Origin of the sequence: Bosea sp. 124 (assembly GCF_003046175.1) — a bacterium.
Lineage (GTDB): Bacteria > Pseudomonadota > Alphaproteobacteria > Rhizobiales > Beijerinckiaceae > Allobosea.
Window position 1 is genome coordinate 2,593,437 of the sequence record NZ_PZZM01000001.1, and the last position, 15,820, is coordinate 2,609,256.

At 65.1% G+C, this 15,820-nt stretch carries 16 protein-coding genes; 5 read left to right on the forward strand and 11 right to left on the reverse strand.

Annotated elements, in window-relative coordinates; genetic code table 11:
- Positions 1–93: 93 nt before the first annotated feature.
- Genes C8D03_RS12300 through C8D03_RS12310 form a run of 3 tightly spaced genes read left to right on the forward strand, consistent with a single transcriptional unit; the run spans position 94 to position 2,629 of the window.
- Complete coding sequence (locus C8D03_RS12300) at positions 94–522, forward strand: TRAP transporter small permease (protein WP_181300932.1); 429 nt, start codon at positions 94–96, stop codon at positions 520–522.
- Positions 519–1,808, forward strand: a complete 1,290-nt coding sequence (locus tag C8D03_RS12305; protein WP_108046521.1) for a TRAP transporter large permease — start codon at positions 519–521, stop codon at positions 1,806–1,808. The genes C8D03_RS12300 and C8D03_RS12305 overlap by 4 nt, the downstream gene beginning before the upstream one ends.
- A 26-nt stretch (positions 1,809–1,834) precedes the next feature.
- Positions 1,835–2,629 (forward strand): HpcH/HpaI aldolase family protein, encoded by a 795-nt coding sequence (locus C8D03_RS12310; RefSeq protein WP_108046522.1) that lies wholly within the window; start codon positions 1,835–1,837, stop codon positions 2,627–2,629.
- 295 nt (positions 2,630–2,924) lie between these two features.
- Here C8D03_RS12310 and C8D03_RS12315 read toward each other — a convergent pair whose 3' ends face one another.
- From C8D03_RS12315 to C8D03_RS12330, 4 genes are all read right to left on the reverse strand, one after another.
- Positions 2,925–4,208, reverse strand: coding sequence for a TRAP transporter large permease (locus C8D03_RS12315; protein ID WP_146170162.1), 1,284 nt, complete (start codon positions 4,206–4,208; stop codon positions 2,925–2,927).
- A gap of 13 nt (positions 4,209–4,221) precedes the next feature.
- Positions 4,222–4,737: a TRAP transporter small permease gene (locus tag C8D03_RS12320; RefSeq protein ID WP_181300934.1), complete on the reverse strand. Its 516-nt coding sequence runs from the start codon at positions 4,735–4,737 to the stop codon at positions 4,222–4,224.
- A gap of 67 nt (positions 4,738–4,804) precedes the next feature.
- The gene (locus C8D03_RS12325; RefSeq protein WP_108046525.1) at positions 4,805–5,800 is read right to left on the reverse strand and encodes a TRAP transporter substrate-binding protein; all 996 of its coding nucleotides are present in this window, start codon (positions 5,798–5,800) and stop codon (positions 4,805–4,807) included.
- Positions 5,801–5,869: 69 nt separating this feature from the next.
- A complete protein-coding gene (locus C8D03_RS12330) occupies positions 5,870–7,210 on the reverse strand; it encodes an NAD(P)H-dependent oxidoreductase (protein ID WP_108046526.1) in 1,341 nt (446 codons plus the stop codon).
- Positions 7,211–7,445: 235 nt separating this feature from the next.
- On the opposite strand from C8D03_RS12330, the gene C8D03_RS12335 reads away from it, so the two are divergent.
- Positions 7,446–8,363, forward strand: a complete 918-nt coding sequence (locus C8D03_RS12335) for a LysR substrate-binding domain-containing protein (protein ID WP_108046527.1) — start codon at positions 7,446–7,448, stop codon at positions 8,361–8,363.
- A gap of 160 nt (positions 8,364–8,523) precedes the next feature.
- On the opposite strand, the gene C8D03_RS12340 is transcribed toward C8D03_RS12335, so the two are convergent.
- From C8D03_RS12340 to C8D03_RS12370, 7 genes are all read right to left on the reverse strand, one after another.
- Positions 8,524–9,312: an amino acid ABC transporter ATP-binding protein gene (locus C8D03_RS12340; protein ID WP_108046528.1), complete on the reverse strand. Its 789-nt coding sequence runs from the start codon at positions 9,310–9,312 to the stop codon at positions 8,524–8,526.
- An 11-nt stretch (positions 9,313–9,323) separates the two neighbouring features.
- On the reverse strand, positions 9,324–10,004 hold the full coding sequence (locus C8D03_RS12345) for an amino acid ABC transporter permease (protein WP_181300936.1): 681 nt from the start codon (positions 10,002–10,004) through the stop codon (positions 9,324–9,326).
- A 9-nt stretch (positions 10,005–10,013) separates the two neighbouring features.
- Complete coding sequence (locus C8D03_RS12350) at positions 10,014–10,679, reverse strand: amino acid ABC transporter permease (protein ID WP_181301314.1); 666 nt, start codon at positions 10,677–10,679, stop codon at positions 10,014–10,016.
- A gap of 113 nt (positions 10,680–10,792) precedes the next feature.
- Complete coding sequence (locus tag C8D03_RS12355) at positions 10,793–11,716, reverse strand: transporter substrate-binding domain-containing protein (RefSeq protein ID WP_108046530.1); 924 nt, start codon at positions 11,714–11,716, stop codon at positions 10,793–10,795.
- A 139-nt stretch (positions 11,717–11,855) separates the two neighbouring features.
- Entirely contained in the window at positions 11,856–12,998 is a 1,143-nt protein-coding gene (gene thrC, locus C8D03_RS12360) for a threonine synthase (protein WP_108051569.1), read from the reverse strand.
- 369 nt (positions 12,999–13,367) lie between these two features.
- On the reverse strand, positions 13,368–14,009 hold the full coding sequence (locus C8D03_RS12365; RefSeq protein WP_108046531.1) for an NrsF family protein: 642 nt from the start codon (positions 14,007–14,009) through the stop codon (positions 13,368–13,370).
- A gap of 119 nt (positions 14,010–14,128) precedes the next feature.
- Entirely contained in the window at positions 14,129–14,704 is a 576-nt protein-coding gene (locus C8D03_RS12370) for a sigma-70 family RNA polymerase sigma factor (protein WP_248308442.1), read from the reverse strand.
- Positions 14,705–14,869: 165 nt separating this feature from the next.
- Between C8D03_RS12370 and C8D03_RS12375 the strand changes: the two genes are divergently transcribed.
- Positions 14,870–15,769 (forward strand): CE1 family esterase, encoded by a 900-nt coding sequence (locus C8D03_RS12375; RefSeq protein ID WP_108046533.1) that lies wholly within the window; start codon positions 14,870–14,872, stop codon positions 15,767–15,769.
- Positions 15,770–15,820 lie beyond the last annotated feature (51 nt).

Below are 15,820 nucleotides of genomic sequence, written 5' to 3' on the forward strand. Positions count from 1 at the left end.
GGCAGCCTGGAGAACGTGATGGCCCCGGTAAAAGGTATCCGAAGGACGATCTACGTCGTCTTTGAAACACTCGCGATTTCTGCATTCCTGATCATGATCACGTCTTCGGTCTTGCAGGTCTTCTTCCGCTATATCCTGAATGCACCGCTGCAATGGACGGAGGAGCTGGCGCGTCTCACCTGCGTCCTCACTACCTATTTCGGCGGCGTCGTCATTCTGATCACCCGCGAGCATATCCGGGTCGACATCATCGACGGCTATGTCTCCGGACGCTCGGCCGATGTCGTCGCCATGCTCGTTGACCTTCTGATCTCCTGGTTCCTGATCTCCGTCGCCTATGGCTGCTGGCTCCTGACCAACGCGACCTGGGAGACCTTCACCGCGACCATGGACTGGTTCCGCACGGGCTATGTCTACGCCGCCGTCGGCATCTCGATGCTCGTCATGACCTTTCTCATGTTGCTCGACATGTTCGAGCGAGCGATGCACATGGCCGGCCGCGCCAGGGGAGCCGAACAATGATCCTGGCGCTTTTCATCGGCGGCTTGCTCGCTCTCTTCGTGATCGGCGTTCCGGCGGCCTTCGCGCTGGGCCTGTCCTCGCTGATCGTCACGCTCGTGGAGCGCGGCATCAACGGTATCCCCTACACCATCCTCGCCCAGCGCATGGTCTACGGCGTCAACAGCTTCCCGCTGCTGGCAATCCCGTTCTTCATCCTGGCCGGCAAGATCATGAATACCGGCGGCATCACCGATCGCATCTACGAGTTTGCCGATCGCCTCGCCGGCCACATGCGCGGCGGACTTGGCCAGGTCAATATCGCGGCCTCGATCATCTTCTCCGGCATGTCCGGTTCGGCGGTCGCGGATGCGGTCGGCGTCGGCCAGGTCGAGATCCGGGCGATGCGGCAGGCCGGCTACCCCGACGATTTCTCGGTCGGCGTCACTGCGGCCTCCGCGACGATCGGCCCGATCATTCCGCCCAGCATCCCGCTGATCATCTACGCGGTGGTCGCGAATGTCTCGGCGACCGCGCTGCTCATCGCCGGTATCCTGCCGGGATTGCTGATGGGCGGGTTGATGATGCTGCTGGTCTGGTGGCAGGCGCATCGCCGCAAGCTGCCGACCGAGAAATGGCAGGGCTTCGCGGCGCTGGTCCGCAGCTTCTTCAGGGCGCTCCCGCCGCTGTTCACGCCCGCCATCATCATCGGCGGCATGATGAGCGGCGTCTTCACCCCGACCGAAGCCGCTGCCATCGCTGCCGTCTACGCGATCATCATCGCCATGCTGGTCTATCGCGAGATCACGCTGGCGCAATTGTTCCAGGTCCTGCGCGAGACCATGCGCGAGACGGCCGGCATCATGATGATCCTCGCCGCGGCCGCGCTCTATGGCTGGCTGCTGGTCTTCACCCAGATCCCGCAGCAGCTCGTCGCGCTCGTCGGCGGGCTCGATCTTTCCCCGGTGATGCTGCTGCTGGCGATCAACGTCTTCCTGCTGGTCATCGGTCTGTTCATGGAGACCAACGCCGCGATCACCATCTTCACGCCGATGCTGCTGCCGCTGGCCGTCGCGGTCGGGGTCGACCCGGTGCATTTCGGGATCATGATGGTGCTCAACCTGATGATCGGTCTGCTGACTCCTCCGGTCGGCATGGTGCTCTTCGCTGTCGCGAAGGTCGCGAACGTGCCGATAAACAAGGCGCTGGTGGCCATCGCGCCGTTCTACGTGCCGCTGGTGATCGCCCTGCTGTTGATCACCTATATCCCGGAAATATCCTTGATCCTGCCGCGGCTGCTGCTGAATTAGGCCGAGCCAAAGTGTCGGAGGTGACCATGCCGTCACAAGCCTTCTCGAATCCGCTGCGGCGGAAGCTGAAATCCGGTGAGCCGACAGTCGGGCTCTGGGCCACGCTCGAGAGTGCGACTGTCACCGAGGTCGCCGCCGAACTCGGCGTCGACTGGGTCTGCGTCGACATGGAGCATGGCAGCCTCGGCTATCGCGACGTGGTCGACCATCTCCGCGCCGCGAAGGGCAGCGACCTCGCGGTGATCGTGCGCGTCCCGACCGCCTCGGTCGATACGATCAAGCGCGCGCTCGATCTTGGTGCCCACGGGGTGCTGCTGCCGCTGATACGCGAGCCTGCGGAACTCGCCGAGGCTTTTGGCCATGCGCGCTATCCGACCTCCGGCAAGCGCGGACTCGGCCATGAGCGCGCCTTGCGCTGGGGCATGGCGATGGAGAGCTACGTCGCCGTTGCGAACGAGGAGACCATGGTCATTCCCGTGATCGAGACCGCCGAGGCCTCGGCCAACATCGCCGACATCCTTGCCGTGCCTGGGCTGGAGGCGATTTTCTTCGGCCCGTCCGATCTCTCGCAGAGCTTCGGCCATCTCGCGGTCTGGGAAGGACCGGGCATTGCCGAGGACATCCTGCGCATGAAGCGCCTGGCGGACGAGCGCGGCATTGCCTCCGGCATCATCGGTACGAGCGCCGACGACATCGCCAAGCGTCGGCAGCAGGGATTTGGCATGATCGGGCTGGGCTCGGATGTCGGATTGATGATCCGGGAATTGCGTCAATTGCTGGCGCCATTCCGAGATGTCGCGGAGCGCAAGGGCGGCTACTGATCGCTGGATGCGAACGGCATCGGCTCGCTCACAGTGCGTTGTCCGATGCCGGTCAGTTCAGCGAATGGACGTGGATCGCGACGCGCTCCGACGTGCCCGGCTCTGTCGTGCCTGCTTGTCCCTTCCGAGCACGTCCGCGAACCGGCTGGATCGCCGCCGTTCCGCATCTGGCCAAGTCTGGAACGCGCGGTGCTTCGGCCAGAGCCTGATCCGATCAGGTTGAATCGACCTGATCGGTGAATTCGCCTTTCAGCGATCAATAGCGCACGCGTCCGCTGCAGGTCTCGGCTGCGCCTCAGTTCAACACCAGATTCGGCAGCCACAGCACGGTTTGCGGAAACAGCGTTATCACGACCAGCACGGCCAGACCCACTGCCAGGAACGGCAGCACCTCGCGAATGACGCTCTCGATCTTCACCTGGGCGAAGTTCCCGCAGATATACAGCAGAATGCCGACGGGCGGCGTGAGCAGGCCCAGCATCAGGTTGAACACCAGCACCAGCCCGAAATGCACGAGGTCGATGCCGACGGCTTCGACGATTGGGATGAGGACCGGGACCAGGATGATCATCGCCGCGATCGCCTCCATGAAGCAGCCGACCACGAGCAGCAGCAGGTTGATCAGCAGGAGGATGACGAGGGGGTTGTCCGAGATGGCGGCGATCGCGGTGGCGATCTGGCGGGGCAGGCCGCTGATCGCCATCAGCCAGCCGAAGCCCGCGGCGAAGGCGATGATGATCATCACCACGGCGGAATCGAGCCCACTCTGGACGCAGATGCCCCAGAGCTGGCGCCATGAGAGTTCGCGATGCACCACCATCGAGACAAAGAGCGCATAGAGCACAGCGATCGCCGCGCTCTCCGTGACCGTAACGATGCCGCCGGTCACGCCGAAGAGGATGACGAAGGGCATCATCAGCGCCCAGATCGCCTTGACGCCAGCCGACATGAGTTGCCGCATCGGAACGGCTTCGTGCACCGGATACCGGCGTGCGCGGGCGACGAAATAGACTGCGACCGCCAGCCCGGCGCCCAGCAGCAGCCCGGGCACGACGCCGCCGAGGAAGAGCGCGGCGACCGAGACACCCTTGCCGACGGACAGCGCATAGATGACCAGCGGAATCGAGGGCGGGATGATCGGTCCCATCACCGATGCCGACGCCGTGATCGCGGCGGCCAGTCCAGGCGCGTAGCCTGAGCGCTTCATGCCCGGAATCAGAACCTTGCCCAGCGCCGTCGCATCGGCCACCGCCGAGCCTGAGACGCCGGAGAAGACCATGCACGACATCACGGTCGTCAGGCCGAGCCCGCCCGAAAAGCGACCGACGCAGGCATTGGCGAAACTGATGATGCGGACGGTGATGCCACCCACATTCATGATGTTCCCGGCCAGGATGAAGAACGGGATTGCAAGCAGCGAATAGGAATCCGCGCCGATCAGGGCCCGCTGCACAAAGACTGAATAGGGCAGGGACGGGTGGTTGGCGATCGTGACGATCGCTGCCAGTGCCATGGCGAATGCGATCGGCAGTCCGATCAGCATCAGCCCGGTGAAGCTCAGCATAAGGACGCCGGCCACGGTCGAATCTCCTCTAGAGGTGGACCTCGCCGGTCGGATCGCGCTTCTGCGGATCGAACAGTTTTTCGATCCAGAACAGAATGATCAGCGCGCCGCAGAACGGGGCAGCGAAATAGAACCAGGCGGGGGTGATCTCGAGGGCACCGAAGGTCTGTCCCAGCGTTCCGATCGAGATCTGCAGTCCGAACCAGAGCATCATCACCGCGATCAGAAGCATCAGGGCCTGGTTGACCCAGAATATCGCGGTCTGGAACCTCTGCGGCAGCATCAGCACGAACATGTCGATCGCGATGTGCAGCATCTGCCGGTAGAGTACGGTCGCGCCTGCGAAGACTGACCAGACGAACAGGATGCGGCAGACCTGCTCTGTCCAGGAGAGCGGGTTGTTGAGGCCGTAGCGATACCACACGGCGACAACCGTGATGACGACGATGGCCGCGAGCGAACCGCCGACGATGACGCGGCTGACCCATTCGCAAACGTCGCAGAGGGCGCGCCAGAGCGCGGTAAATCCGTTGCGGGGCTGCATGGCAAACCAGATTCGAGGGCGTGGTGGGCCGGGCCTCGCGGCCCGGCCCGACATCGGCTGAATCAGTTCAGGCGATGCCTCTGATCTTCTCGATCCAGCCCTTCACATGGGCGAATTCGGCTTCCATGCCCTCTAGGCTCTTGCGGAACGCATCCTTGTCGACCTCGTTGATCGCGATCTTCTTCGCCTTGACGAGTTCGAGGATACGGTTGTCGTCCGCGATCACCTTCGGCCGCAGGTCATCTTCCATTTCCCGCGCGGCCTGGACGACGAGCTTGCGCTGCTCCTCTGTGAGCCCGCGAAAACTCGCCTCCGACAGGACCATCATATTGTCCTGCATCATGTGTTCGGTCAGGGCGAGGTTGCGGTTCACGTCGAAGATGCCGCTGTTGTAGGTCAGCGCCATCGGATTCTCCTGACCCTCGATCACGCCCGACTTCAGCGCCTGGAAGACCTCCGGGAAGGCGAGAGGCGTCGGCGAGGCGCCGAAGCGTTCGAAGGTGCGCCGCCACATCGTCGTTTCCGGTACGCGGATCTTCAGGCCCTTGAGGTCGGCCGGCGTCTTGACGACGCGGTTGGAGGAGAGTGTTCGCGGCATCCGCGGGATCGCCCCGACCGGCCGCAGCTTGGCCTGTTTGCCGACCTCATCGCCGTATTCGACCATAATAGCGGTCATGACCTTGTCCTTATGGGCCACGTCCTTGAAGAGATAAGGATAGGTCCAGACCTCGGCCGGTTTGTACCAGCCACCCAAAATCGCAGCGCCGGGCGTCGCGACATGGATGGCGCCCTGCAGCAGCCCCTCGACGTTCTCGCGTTCGCCACCAAGCGCGCCGGCATGGTGCGCCGTGATGTTGATCTGGCCCTTGGTCAGGGCCTTCACCCGCGCCGCGAAGACATCGAGGCTCAGCGCGATGAAATCGGTCGGCGGTGTCGCGGAGGCGCCGATCCATTCGATCTGCTGGGCGCGCAGCACGGACGGCATGGCGATCGTGCCGGCTGCCGCCGCTGCCGCGCCGAGAACGGCGCGTCGGCTCGGATTGCTAATGAATTTCGTCGTCATGATTGTCCCTCCCTGGACATCTCCGGACCCGTTTTCGGGTTCCGGTCGGCTCGTGACTGCAGGCTGGACTCAGGCCCGGAAGACGGTCTCCATCTCGCGCCGGACCTTCACGGCCTGGTTGTTGGGATCGTAGTCGACATCGCTCCATTTCAGGCGCTGGCCCGCAGCGACATCGACCTTGAGCTTGACGTTATGGGCGAGCCCGAGCGGCAGATAGCCCTCGGCAAGCGAGGTCGCCGCCGGCGTCTGCTTGCCCCAGACGCAGAAGCCGCCTTCGCCATCCAGCATCTCGCCGGCCTTGAGTGCGCGCTTGGCCGTGGCGACGACGTCGGAGTTGAAGCAGATCGGCGCGCCCGTAGGTTCATGACGCAGAGCGGCCGAGGCGACCGAGATGCCCAATTCGAGGCCGATCATGTGGATCGGCCGGTAAAGGCAAGCGTATTTGCCGCTCTTGTCGGGCAGCATCGAGTATTCCCGGAAGCACTCCTCGCTATAGGCGCTGTCGCTCTCGAACACGACATAGGTGCCCATCACCAGGCTGTGCGGCACATCGCTGCCGTCGCGGTACACGGACGAGGTCACCTCGGTCACGCCGGCTTTCTCAAGCACGCCACCATCGGCTTTGGGCTTGCAGATCTCGGCATGCTCGAAGCGCGTCGCGGGTGGGAAGGACAGACCGTCGGCCTGGGCATGCAGCCCGGTGGCGTTGCAGACGGCGGTCATCTCGATGCCGGACTTGGTCCCGTCGACGAAGGAATTGAACATCTTGGGGTTGATCGACTGGCGATCGCGGATCTTCATGTACTTGTCGAGGATGTCCCAGACGGTGTCCGGCGTGGACTGATGGTAGGTCGGATGGTAGCGCGTGCCCTTGCCTGCCGATACGACCCGGAAGCCGGCCGCGCGCGCCCAATCGACGTGGTCGGCGATCAGCGCCGGCTGGTCGCCCCAGGCCAGCGAATAGACGACGCCCGCCTGCTTCGCCTTGCGCGCCAACAGCGGCCCTGCGACCGCATCGGCCTCGACATTGACCATCACGATGTGCTTGCCGTGGTCGATCGCGCGCATGGCGAAGCGAATGCCGGCGCCGGGATCGCCTGTCGCCTCGATGATGACCTCGATGCCGGGATGATCGATCAGCGAATCGGCGTTGTCGGTGATCAGGGTCGAGCCGTTCTTGATCGCGTCGTCGATCGAACGGGCGCCGTGTTGCTCGTCAGGCCAGCAGGCCAGCTTGAGCTGGGAGCGCGCCCGGGCCGTGTTGAGGTCGGCCACGCCGACGACCTGCATGCCGGCGGTGTTCCTGACCTGTGACAGGAACATGGTGCCGAACTTGCCCGCGCCGATCACCGCGACCGTGACCGGCTTGCCGGCCGCCTTGCGTTCCAGAAGTTTGCTATGCAGATTCACGTGCGGTGGCCTTCCTCGCTGGGCCGATCTCGCCGATCGACGTCTCGTTATGAGGTGCGAGCAAGGAGGCCGTATGCGCTTGTGCGCATCGGCTGGCGCCGCTTGCGGCGCGTTGACCTCCCTACAGGCGGCAGCTTCGTTTGATGAGCTGCAATCCTCGTAAGTAAGGCGTAGCATGAGCCCGGGTGATTGAATCACGAAAAAGACGGCGTCAATCGATGAGCGAGATTCGTCAATGATCGGTGGAATGCCACCTCTTCAATGGCTTATGACCTTTCGTTGCGTCATGGAGGCGGGAAGCTTCGTCGGTGCGGCCAAACTTCTCAACCTGACGCCGTCGGCCATCAGCCACCAGATGCGTGCCCTGGAGGGCATGCTGGGGCGGCCTCTCTTCCTGCGGGTCAAGCGCCGCGTGGTGCCGACAGAGGACGCGCTGACCTATTCCGCCTCGATCGGAGAGAGTTTCGCGCGGCTGATGACGGCGACGAACCGCGTCGCCGCCGGAGCCGGCGTGCGGCGCCTGCCCATTCATGCCGCTCCGAGTTTCGCGGCGCTGTGGTTGGTCCCGCGCCTTGGCCAGTTCCTGCACGAGCATCCGTCGATCGACGTCGCGATCTTCGCTGGGCACGAACCGGCGCGTCTTGGCCAGGACGGCATCCTGATCGACATTCAGTATGCCCGACCTGTGCCCGAGGACTGCGTGTCGGTGCCGTTTGCCCAGGAATCGATCGTGCCGCTCGCGAGCGCCGCGTTCATCGCGAGGCACAGGCTCAAAACCCCGGCTGACATCAACCGGGTGCCGCTCATCCACTCCCTGCGCTGCGTCGTGCAGTGGGACCAATGGTCGGCGCGATACGCGCCTTCCGTCGCACTCAATCGTCGTGGCCCGCAGTTCGATCGCGCCCATCTCGCCCTGGCGGTGGCCGCAGACGGGCTCGGGCTTGCGCTGGAATCGGACCTTCAGGCGCACGCCCTGCTCGACCGGGGCGAGCTCGTCATGCCGTTCGGCCCGCTTGGCATCGAAGCGGTGGCCCATCGTCTCATCTATCGGCGTGCCGACGAGAAGAACCCGGAAATCATGGCCTTCGTCGAATGGCTGACGCGCACCATGGACGACAGATGGAAACCGGCTTCACGCTGGCCTGCCGCCTGAGAAGTGGCCCTCCCTGACGCCGGCTTCCAAGCCTTTGGAGGATGCTCAGGCAAGCCGTCACATGCCGCGAGCTCACGCGTCTTCGGTCAGGCAAGCACGCAAGGCCAGATGGTGGCGCGTATCAAAGCGGCCGGAAGGGTTCCATCCTTCAAGCCGTATCTCAGCCACGCTGGCCGAACAGGCCATGGAAGCGCCCGAGGAAACTGCGCAGGCGTTCGTTTTCCGGATTATCGAAAACCTCGCCTGGTGGCCCCGCCTGCGCCACGCGCCCCTGGTCAAGGAAGACGACATGGTCAGAGACATCGCGCACGAACAGCATCTCGTGGCTGACGAGCAGCATGGTCATGCCGGATTCGGCCAGCGACTTCATGACGCCGAGCACCTCGGCGACCAGCTCCGGGTCGAGCGCGGAGGTGACTTCGTCGAACAGCAGCAGGCGCGGCTGCATCGCCACCGCACGGGCGATCGCGACGCGCTGCTGCTGGCCCCCCGAGAGCTGATAGGGGTAGTGGCCGCCGCGCTCGCCGAGCCCGACGCGGCCGAGCCAGTGGCCAGCGATATCCTTCGCCTCGGTCTTGTCCTTGCCGAGCACCTTGACCAACCCGAGCATGATGTTCTCGGCCGCAGTGAGATGCGGAAACAGATTGAACTGCTGGAACACCATGCCGATGCGGGCGCGCTGGGCCGAGACCTTCGTCTCGCTGAGCCGCCTGCGCTTACCGCCGCTCTCGGTATAGCCGATCGGGTCGCCATCGAGCAGGATCTCGCCGCCATCATGCTCTTCGAGCAGGTTGACGCAGCGCAGGAAGGTCGTCTTGCCCGAGCCGGAGGCGCCGATCAGCGAGACGACCTGCCCCTGCCGGACGGTCAGGTCGATGCCCTTCAGGACCTCGACCTTGCCGAAGCTCTTGTGGACATGGGTGGCTTGCAGCAAAGCTGGATCGCTCATCGCGGTTCCGTTCAGTAGCGCAGATAGGAGGTGCGGCGTTCGAGCGCCGCGCCGAGCTGCGCGAGCGTGAAATTGATGATCAGGTAAAGCACCGTGGTCAGCAGGTAGAATTCGACGATCATGTAGTTGCGCGCCATCTGCTGCTGTGCCGACAGCAGCAGCTCGACGACGCCGATGATCGAGAGCAGCGTCGTGCCCTTGACGATTTCGAGCCCCGTATTGACCCAGGGTGGCAGCATGCGGCGGAAAGCCTGCGGCAGGATCACGTAGAACAGGCGCTTGCGGAAGGTCAGGCCGATCGCCTTGGCCGCTTCCATCTGGCCGGCGGGCACGGACTCGACCGCACCGCGGAAATTCTCGGCGACATGGGCGGTGGCAAAGGCGCCGAGCGCAATGACGCCGGCCCAGAAGGCTGCAATGTTGATGCCGAACAGCGCCAGCCCGTAATAGGTGAACAGGATCAGCACCAGCAGCGGAATGCCGCGCATCACGTCGACGTAAAGCCGCGCCAGCATCCGCAGCCACCACCAGCCATAGGCCAGCGCCACGCCCATCGCGATGCCGCAGACCGAGGCCATGACGATGCTCAGCACGGAACTCAGCATGGTGATGCCGAGGCCGCTGGCGAGGGATGAGCGGGCCTGCCAGGCTTCGAACCAGAACGTGCCGGGAGCAAGCGAGAAATCCAGCATCTCGCTCTCCTAGCGGATCGACGCATAGCGGCGCTCGACGAGCCGCAATACGGTGGCGATGAGATAGGCGGTGACGAGATAGAGCGCGCTCGCCGTCAGCCAGACCTCCATCACGCGGAAGGTGTTGGCGTTGATCTGGCGGGCGACGAAGGTGAGTTCCGGCACGGCGATGGCGGCGGCGAGCGAGGTGTCCTTGAACAGCGAGATCAGATTGTTGCTGATCGAGGGCAGGGTGATGCGGAACATCACCGGCAGCACGACATAGACCTGGCGCTGCCACGGCCGCAGCCCGATCGCCTTGGCCGCCTCGACATATTGTTTCGGGATCGAGGCCAGCCCGGCCCGGAAGACCTCGGCCATATAGGCCCCGGCATAGAGCGAGAGCGACAGCACGAAGCTTTGGGTCTTGTCGAGGAAGGTGATGTCGAATTCGGGCAGGCCGAAATAGAGGAAGAAGATCAGCAGCAGTAGCGGCGTGCAGCGGATGAACTCGACATAGAGCCAGGCCGGAACCGACAGCCATTTGCGCGGCGAGAGGCGGGCATAGGCGGTCAGCAACCCGACGATGCAGCCGATCGCCAGCGAGATCACGGCCAACGTCAGGCCGAGCATCAGCGCGCCCGTCAGCTTGTCCCAGTTCCGCGCGATGACGGACCAGTCGAAATGATAGTCGATCATGTGGTGGCGGGGTTTCCCGGCAAGCGTTTTCCGGAAGACGGCGGGCCGTGTGCGACCCGCCGCTTCAGTCAACGGTTAGGAGAAGTCCTGGGGTGAGGCGAATTCCTGGGTCAGGCGAATTCCTGCGGAAAACCGACCTTCGGAATCGGCAGCTCGATGCCGAACCATTTCTTGTAAGATGCTGCGAAATAATCGAAATCGACGCCGACCATTGCTTCCTTGTAGACCGTGTTGACCCAATTCAGCCAGGTCGGGTCACCGGGTTTCACGGCAGAGGCATAGGAATTGGGCATCCAGCCGAAGCCTGAATCGGCGAAGCGCCCCGGCGCCTGCTGCATCAGCCAGCGCATCGCCGACTGGTCCTGCATCGAGGCATCGACCCGGCGCGCATTCAGGGCCTGCATCGCCGAATCCGGGCTGTCGAAGGCGTCGACCTTGGCCTCGGGCAGCGCCATGTGGACCCATTGTTCGAGGAAGACGTTCTGCATGCCGCCGACGGTGACCGCCTTGCCGGCCGCCTTCATCTCGGCATAGTCCTTGTACTTGCCGCCGCGCGCCAGCAGCATCAGGCCGACGCCCTCGCGGTAGTAGGGAATGGTGAAGTCGACCTGCTGGGCGCGGCCCGCCGTCACGGTCATCCATTGCACGACGATATCGACCTTGTCGGTCACGAGGCTCGGGATGCGCGCATCCGAGCCCTGCAGCACGAACTCGACCTTTTCCGGATCGTCGAACAGGTTCTTGGCGAGCAGCCGCGCGAGGTCGATGTCCATGCCGACGAGCTTGCCGGTCGCGTCCTGGAAGTGCCAGGGCGGGTTGGTGCTGCCGGTCCCGACGATCAGCTTGCCGCGTTCCTTGATGGTGTAGAGCTTGCTCTTGCTGACCGTCTGCGCCAGCGCCGCGGCCGGGGCCAGGAGGCTCGCGGCGGCTGCCCCGCCGATGGCCGCGCCCGCGAGGCCGAGCCCGAACAGGCTGCGCCGTTCCACCGTCAAACCCGCGTCGTTCTCCGAAGACCGATCATCCTGGCTGCCCATCGCGCTCTCCACATGCTCGTGCGCTCGACCTGCCGGTGCGGCAGATGGCCACGTCAGCGAGAGGGGCAAAAAATGGGCCAGCTGTCAATTTTGCCAGCTGCATTGCACCGCACTCTTTTGCGGGTAGGCCAGACCGACATCAGGCGTGGCAGAGGACATGGTCGCAGAGCTGCGCCACTGCCAGGATATTGTCGGGATCGGCTACCGTATGCGTGTGCGCCGGCATGTCCTGATAAACCTTGGCGTCCTTGAAACCATGGCCGGTGATCAGGCAGATGACCTTCGCATCCCGTGCAAGGGTGCCCGTTGCCAACAGTTTCGGAAGCGCCGCGATCGGGCTCGCGCCCGTCGGCTCGGCATAGATGCCCTCGCTGCTGGCGAGCTGCGCCATCGCGGTGCGCAATTCGGCATCGCTGACTGCGACCGCCGACCCGCCGCTCTCTCGGATCAGGCGCAGCGTATAGGTGCCGTCGCGCTCATAGCCGATGAGCGGGTCGCTGATCCCTGAGGCGATCGTCTGCGGCGTGCCCCAGGCGGTGACGATATCGTCACCTGCCTCGAAAGCGCGCACGATCGGGGCGCAGCCTTCCGCTTGGACCGCGACGAGCCGCGTCGTCTGCCCCTGCTCGATCAACCCCTGCCAGACGCCCTTGACCAGCGGGCCGCTGCCAGTCGGGATCAGGACATGATCGGGCGCCCCGCCCAGTTGCCCGGCGATTTCGCGCCCGACGGCGGTCAGCCCCGCGACCGCATAGGGATTGATGAAGGTCGTCGTCAGATTGGCGAAGCCGTGCTGCTCGGCCAATGCGAGGGCGAGGTCGTAGGAGCGGCTGTAATGCCCCTCGACCAGAAGCAGCGTCGCGCCATAGGCGGCAATCTGCGTCACCTTGCCGAGCGGGGTGTGTGCGGGAACGATGATGACGGCCGGGATGCCGGCGCGTGCCGCATAGGCCGCCGTGGCCGCACCCGCATTGCCGGAGGAGGCGCAGACGACCCGCCCGACGCCGAGCGACAGGGCACGCGCCATGGCTGCCGAGACGAGCCGGTCCTTGAACGAACCGGAAGGATTGCGCGTCTCGTCCTTCAGCCAGACTTCGCCGACGAAGCCGGGCAACGACGCCTCGATCCTGCGGGCGCGCAGCAGCGGCGTGACCTGCTCGCCGAGCGAAACCGGCATCAACCCGTCATCGCCGACCGTCTCGAGGATGCCGCCGCAGTTCGCGCAGCGATACAAAAGCTCTGGCGGATAGGCGCTATGGCAATCGACGCAGTGCAGGTTCATGTCGGCCCTCATCACCTGCTGTTCTAAGGGGAAGGCGCAAGGCTGCAAATGTCGCCTTGATCGTGATGGTTTCGCCGAAGGCATCGAAAATTCAAACCAGCGCTCGCCCAACTGAGGGCGCAGGGCCGTCTTCAGCGGCTTTGGGACAAGTGTGGCCGCGAGTAGGCATCCGGAAAGCCGCCGAGCCGCTCCCGGTCCAGTGGATCGTCAATGCAGATGGATGCAGCTTCCGCCTGGCCGCCGTGAGCAGCGATGCGTGGAAGGGAAACCGTCTGGATGTCCCGCCTCGGCCTTCTTTTGGAAGCACCCCGGCGCTCCGGCAGGATGTCGATTGCAGGCGGTTTCCGGGCGGTCGGCCGCAAGCCCGGCCTACCAGCGCACCAGGCGCGGAAAGCTGACGGCTCCGAAGGCTGCCATTATCGCCATGGCGAGCGGATACCAGCTTGCGAGGAACGGCACCGTATCCTCCGGGCAATGTAGGCTATAGGCGATGGTCGCCAGACCGGCCGAGGCGAGGCCGGCGCAGGCGCCCGTCAGCCGCCCGTTCACCGGCGCGCCGCTCCTGGCCAACAGAAGCAGGACGGCAAAGGGACACAGCGCGCAAAGCGTCACGGCAATGAGGCAGATCTGCCAGTACCGGCCGAATGTCAGCGCGCTCCACTGATTGGCCGGGACTTGGGCCAGGACGAGCGCCGCCCAGCCGAACACGAAAGCGAGAGGAACCGCGACCAGCAGCGCCAGCCGCAGCGGTTTCAGGCCGGGCCGCAGGCTGCTCTGGAAGGCTGCGAGCGCGATCGTCGCGACGCTCGCGCCGAGCAGGGCCTTGGCCAACACCGGGCGCGTCATCCAGGCCGTGGCGAGATCGGCCCGGGCGCCGAGGATCAGCAGGATGAGCATCGCCGTGGCGGCGAGCGCGATGAGCGCGGCCAGCCAGGTGGCGCGGCGCAGCCGGCCGGTATCCACCGGCCGGTGGCTCGCGGTCATGAGGGTGATCAGGTCGTCGGTTTGCATGTCAAATCTTGCCGTGGGCTCTGGTTCAGGGGAGTTCGCGGCAAGCCGGCGAAAGGTTACGGCAGGGCGGCGGGCCTCCAAGAGGAGGTCGTCTTGTCGGGGTCGTCATCGTGAGGTCGTCATGGCAGTCCTCGCCTGCCGCGTCGCGACAGGAATTTGGCCATCGCCTGCAGGCCGCGATGGATCGCGACCTTGGCGGCGGTCTCGGTCATGCCGGCGGCGGTCGCCGCTTCGGCCACGCTCGCACCCTGGAGCTTGACCCTGTCGATCAGGTTGCGCGTGCGTTCCGGCAGGGCCGCCATCGCACGGGCCAGGTCGAGCCTGGCGTCCGAGGCGGCATTGTCCGGCGCAGCCAGTTGGCTGGCCTCCTCGTCGATCGGCAGGTTGGCGGCATGGCGGCCGGTACGGCGCAGATGATCGACCAGCTTGTAGCGGGCGATGGCATGGGCCCAGGCGGTGACGGGGCTCGCGGGATCATAGGTATGGCGCGAGAGATGCAGCGCCAGCAGCGTCTCCTGCAGCACATCCTCGGCCTCGCTCGCCTCGCTGCGCCCGACACGGGCGAGCATCTGGCGCAGATAACCGCGCAGCCTCGCGCTGATCAGATCGAGGAAGAGCCGGTAGGCGGCGGCATCCCCGCCGAGCGCGGCGAGGAAGATCGGGCGCAGGTGCGTTTCGAGTTCGGCGAGCGACAAGGGGCCTGAGTGCTTCTTGCGGATGCGGGATGGGTTCCACCCCATTCCGTCGCATGCCGTTCCTGTGCTCACAAGCCTGTGACAGGTCGGTGAAGCGCCGGCCGGACTCGGCTAGCCTCACTGTGATGAGTCGCAGCTTTGACCCTGCCGGCGGGAGCGTCGAACATGCCGTCGGGAAGGCGTTTCACGATCGGGCTCGCGGCCTTCGCCGCCCTCGCTTTGTCCGCGCTCGCAGCGGCCGGGGCTTCGCCGGCCGCGTTCGAACCCGTCGATGGCTGCCCGGTTGAAGGCGGCTGCCGGGTCGAGGGCGGCCATTACCGCATCGTCCTGCCGCAGAAGCCGGCCGGCGCGCGCGCCGGTGCGATCATGTTCTTCCATGGCTGGCAGGGCTCGGCCGAGGAGGCGATTTCGGATGCCGGCCTGCTCGCGCTGGCCCGTCGCCTCGGTGTTGCGCTGATCGCGCCGGACGGGATGGGCAAAACCTGGTCCTATCCCGGCTCGCCCGGGCATCATCGCGACGAGTTCGCCTTTGTCGGCCGGGTGCTGGACGATGTCGCGCAACGCTTTCCGGTCGACCCCGGCCGCATCATGGCGAGCGGCTTCTCGCAGGGCGGCTCGATGGTCTGGTATCTGGCCTGCCAGATGCCGACGCGTTTTGCCGGTTTCGTGCCGATCGCCGGCGCCTTCTGGGAGCCATTGCCGCTGGATTGCGCCGGGCCGCGTCCGAAGCTGATCCATGTCCATGGCACGAGCGACATGACGGTGCCCCTCGCCGGGCGCGCGCTGCGCTCCGGCTACAGGCAGGGCGACGTGTTCAGGAGCCTCGCCATCCTCGCGCCGAATGGCTGCACCGCGCCCTTGGCAACGCAGGCGCAGGAGGCCGTATCGCCACCCGGCCTGGCCTGCCGGCTGGCGACAGGCTGTGGCGGCAGCGCCCGCCTCGAACTGTGCCTGCATTCCGGCGGCCATATCGCGGATCCGGTTTGGATCGAACGCGCCTGGTCTCTCCTGATGGCGCCCGAGGCGGTCCCTGCAACCGCGGGAGTGCGGCTCACGATCCCGTGACGCTGTAACCAAAGCGCGCTGCCGCGCGATCTCTCCCGCGGGGCTGCAAAA

Excerpts from the sequence above, each read along its gene's own strand:
- C8D03_RS12300 (WP_181300932.1), top strand. The coding sequence starts at position 94 with ATGATCACGTCTTCGGTCTTGCAGGTCTTCTTCCGCTATATCCTGAAT.
- C8D03_RS12305 (WP_108046521.1), top strand. The coding sequence starts at position 519 with ATGATCCTGGCGCTTTTCATCGGCGGCTTGCTCGCTCTCTTCGTGATC.
- C8D03_RS12310 (WP_108046522.1), top strand. The coding sequence starts at position 1,835 with ATGCCGTCACAAGCCTTCTCGAATCCGCTGCGGCGGAAGCTGAAATCC.
- C8D03_RS12320 (WP_181300934.1), bottom strand. The coding sequence starts at position 4,737 with ATGCAGCCCCGCAACGGATTTACCGCGCTCTGGCGCGCCCTCTGCGAC.
- C8D03_RS12325 (WP_108046525.1), bottom strand. The coding sequence starts at position 5,800 with ATGACGACGAAATTCATTAGCAATCCGAGCCGACGCGCCGTTCTCGGC.
- C8D03_RS12335 (WP_108046527.1), top strand. The coding sequence starts at position 7,446 with ATGATCGGTGGAATGCCACCTCTTCAATGGCTTATGACCTTTCGTTGC.
- C8D03_RS12340 (WP_108046528.1), bottom strand. The coding sequence starts at position 9,312 with ATGAGCGATCCAGCTTTGCTGCAAGCCACCCATGTCCACAAGAGCTTC.
- C8D03_RS12345 (WP_181300936.1), bottom strand. The coding sequence starts at position 10,004 with ATGCTGGATTTCTCGCTTGCTCCCGGCACGTTCTGGTTCGAAGCCTGG.
- C8D03_RS12355 (WP_108046530.1), bottom strand. The coding sequence starts at position 11,716 with ATGGGCAGCCAGGATGATCGGTCTTCGGAGAACGACGCGGGTTTGACG.
- thrC (WP_108051569.1), bottom strand. The coding sequence starts at position 12,998 with ATGAACCTGCACTGCGTCGATTGCCATAGCGCCTATCCGCCAGAGCTT.
- C8D03_RS12365 (WP_108046531.1), bottom strand. The coding sequence starts at position 14,009 with ATGCAAACCGACGACCTGATCACCCTCATGACCGCGAGCCACCGGCCG.
- C8D03_RS12375 (WP_108046533.1), top strand. The coding sequence starts at position 14,870 with ATGCCGTCGGGAAGGCGTTTCACGATCGGGCTCGCGGCCTTCGCCGCC.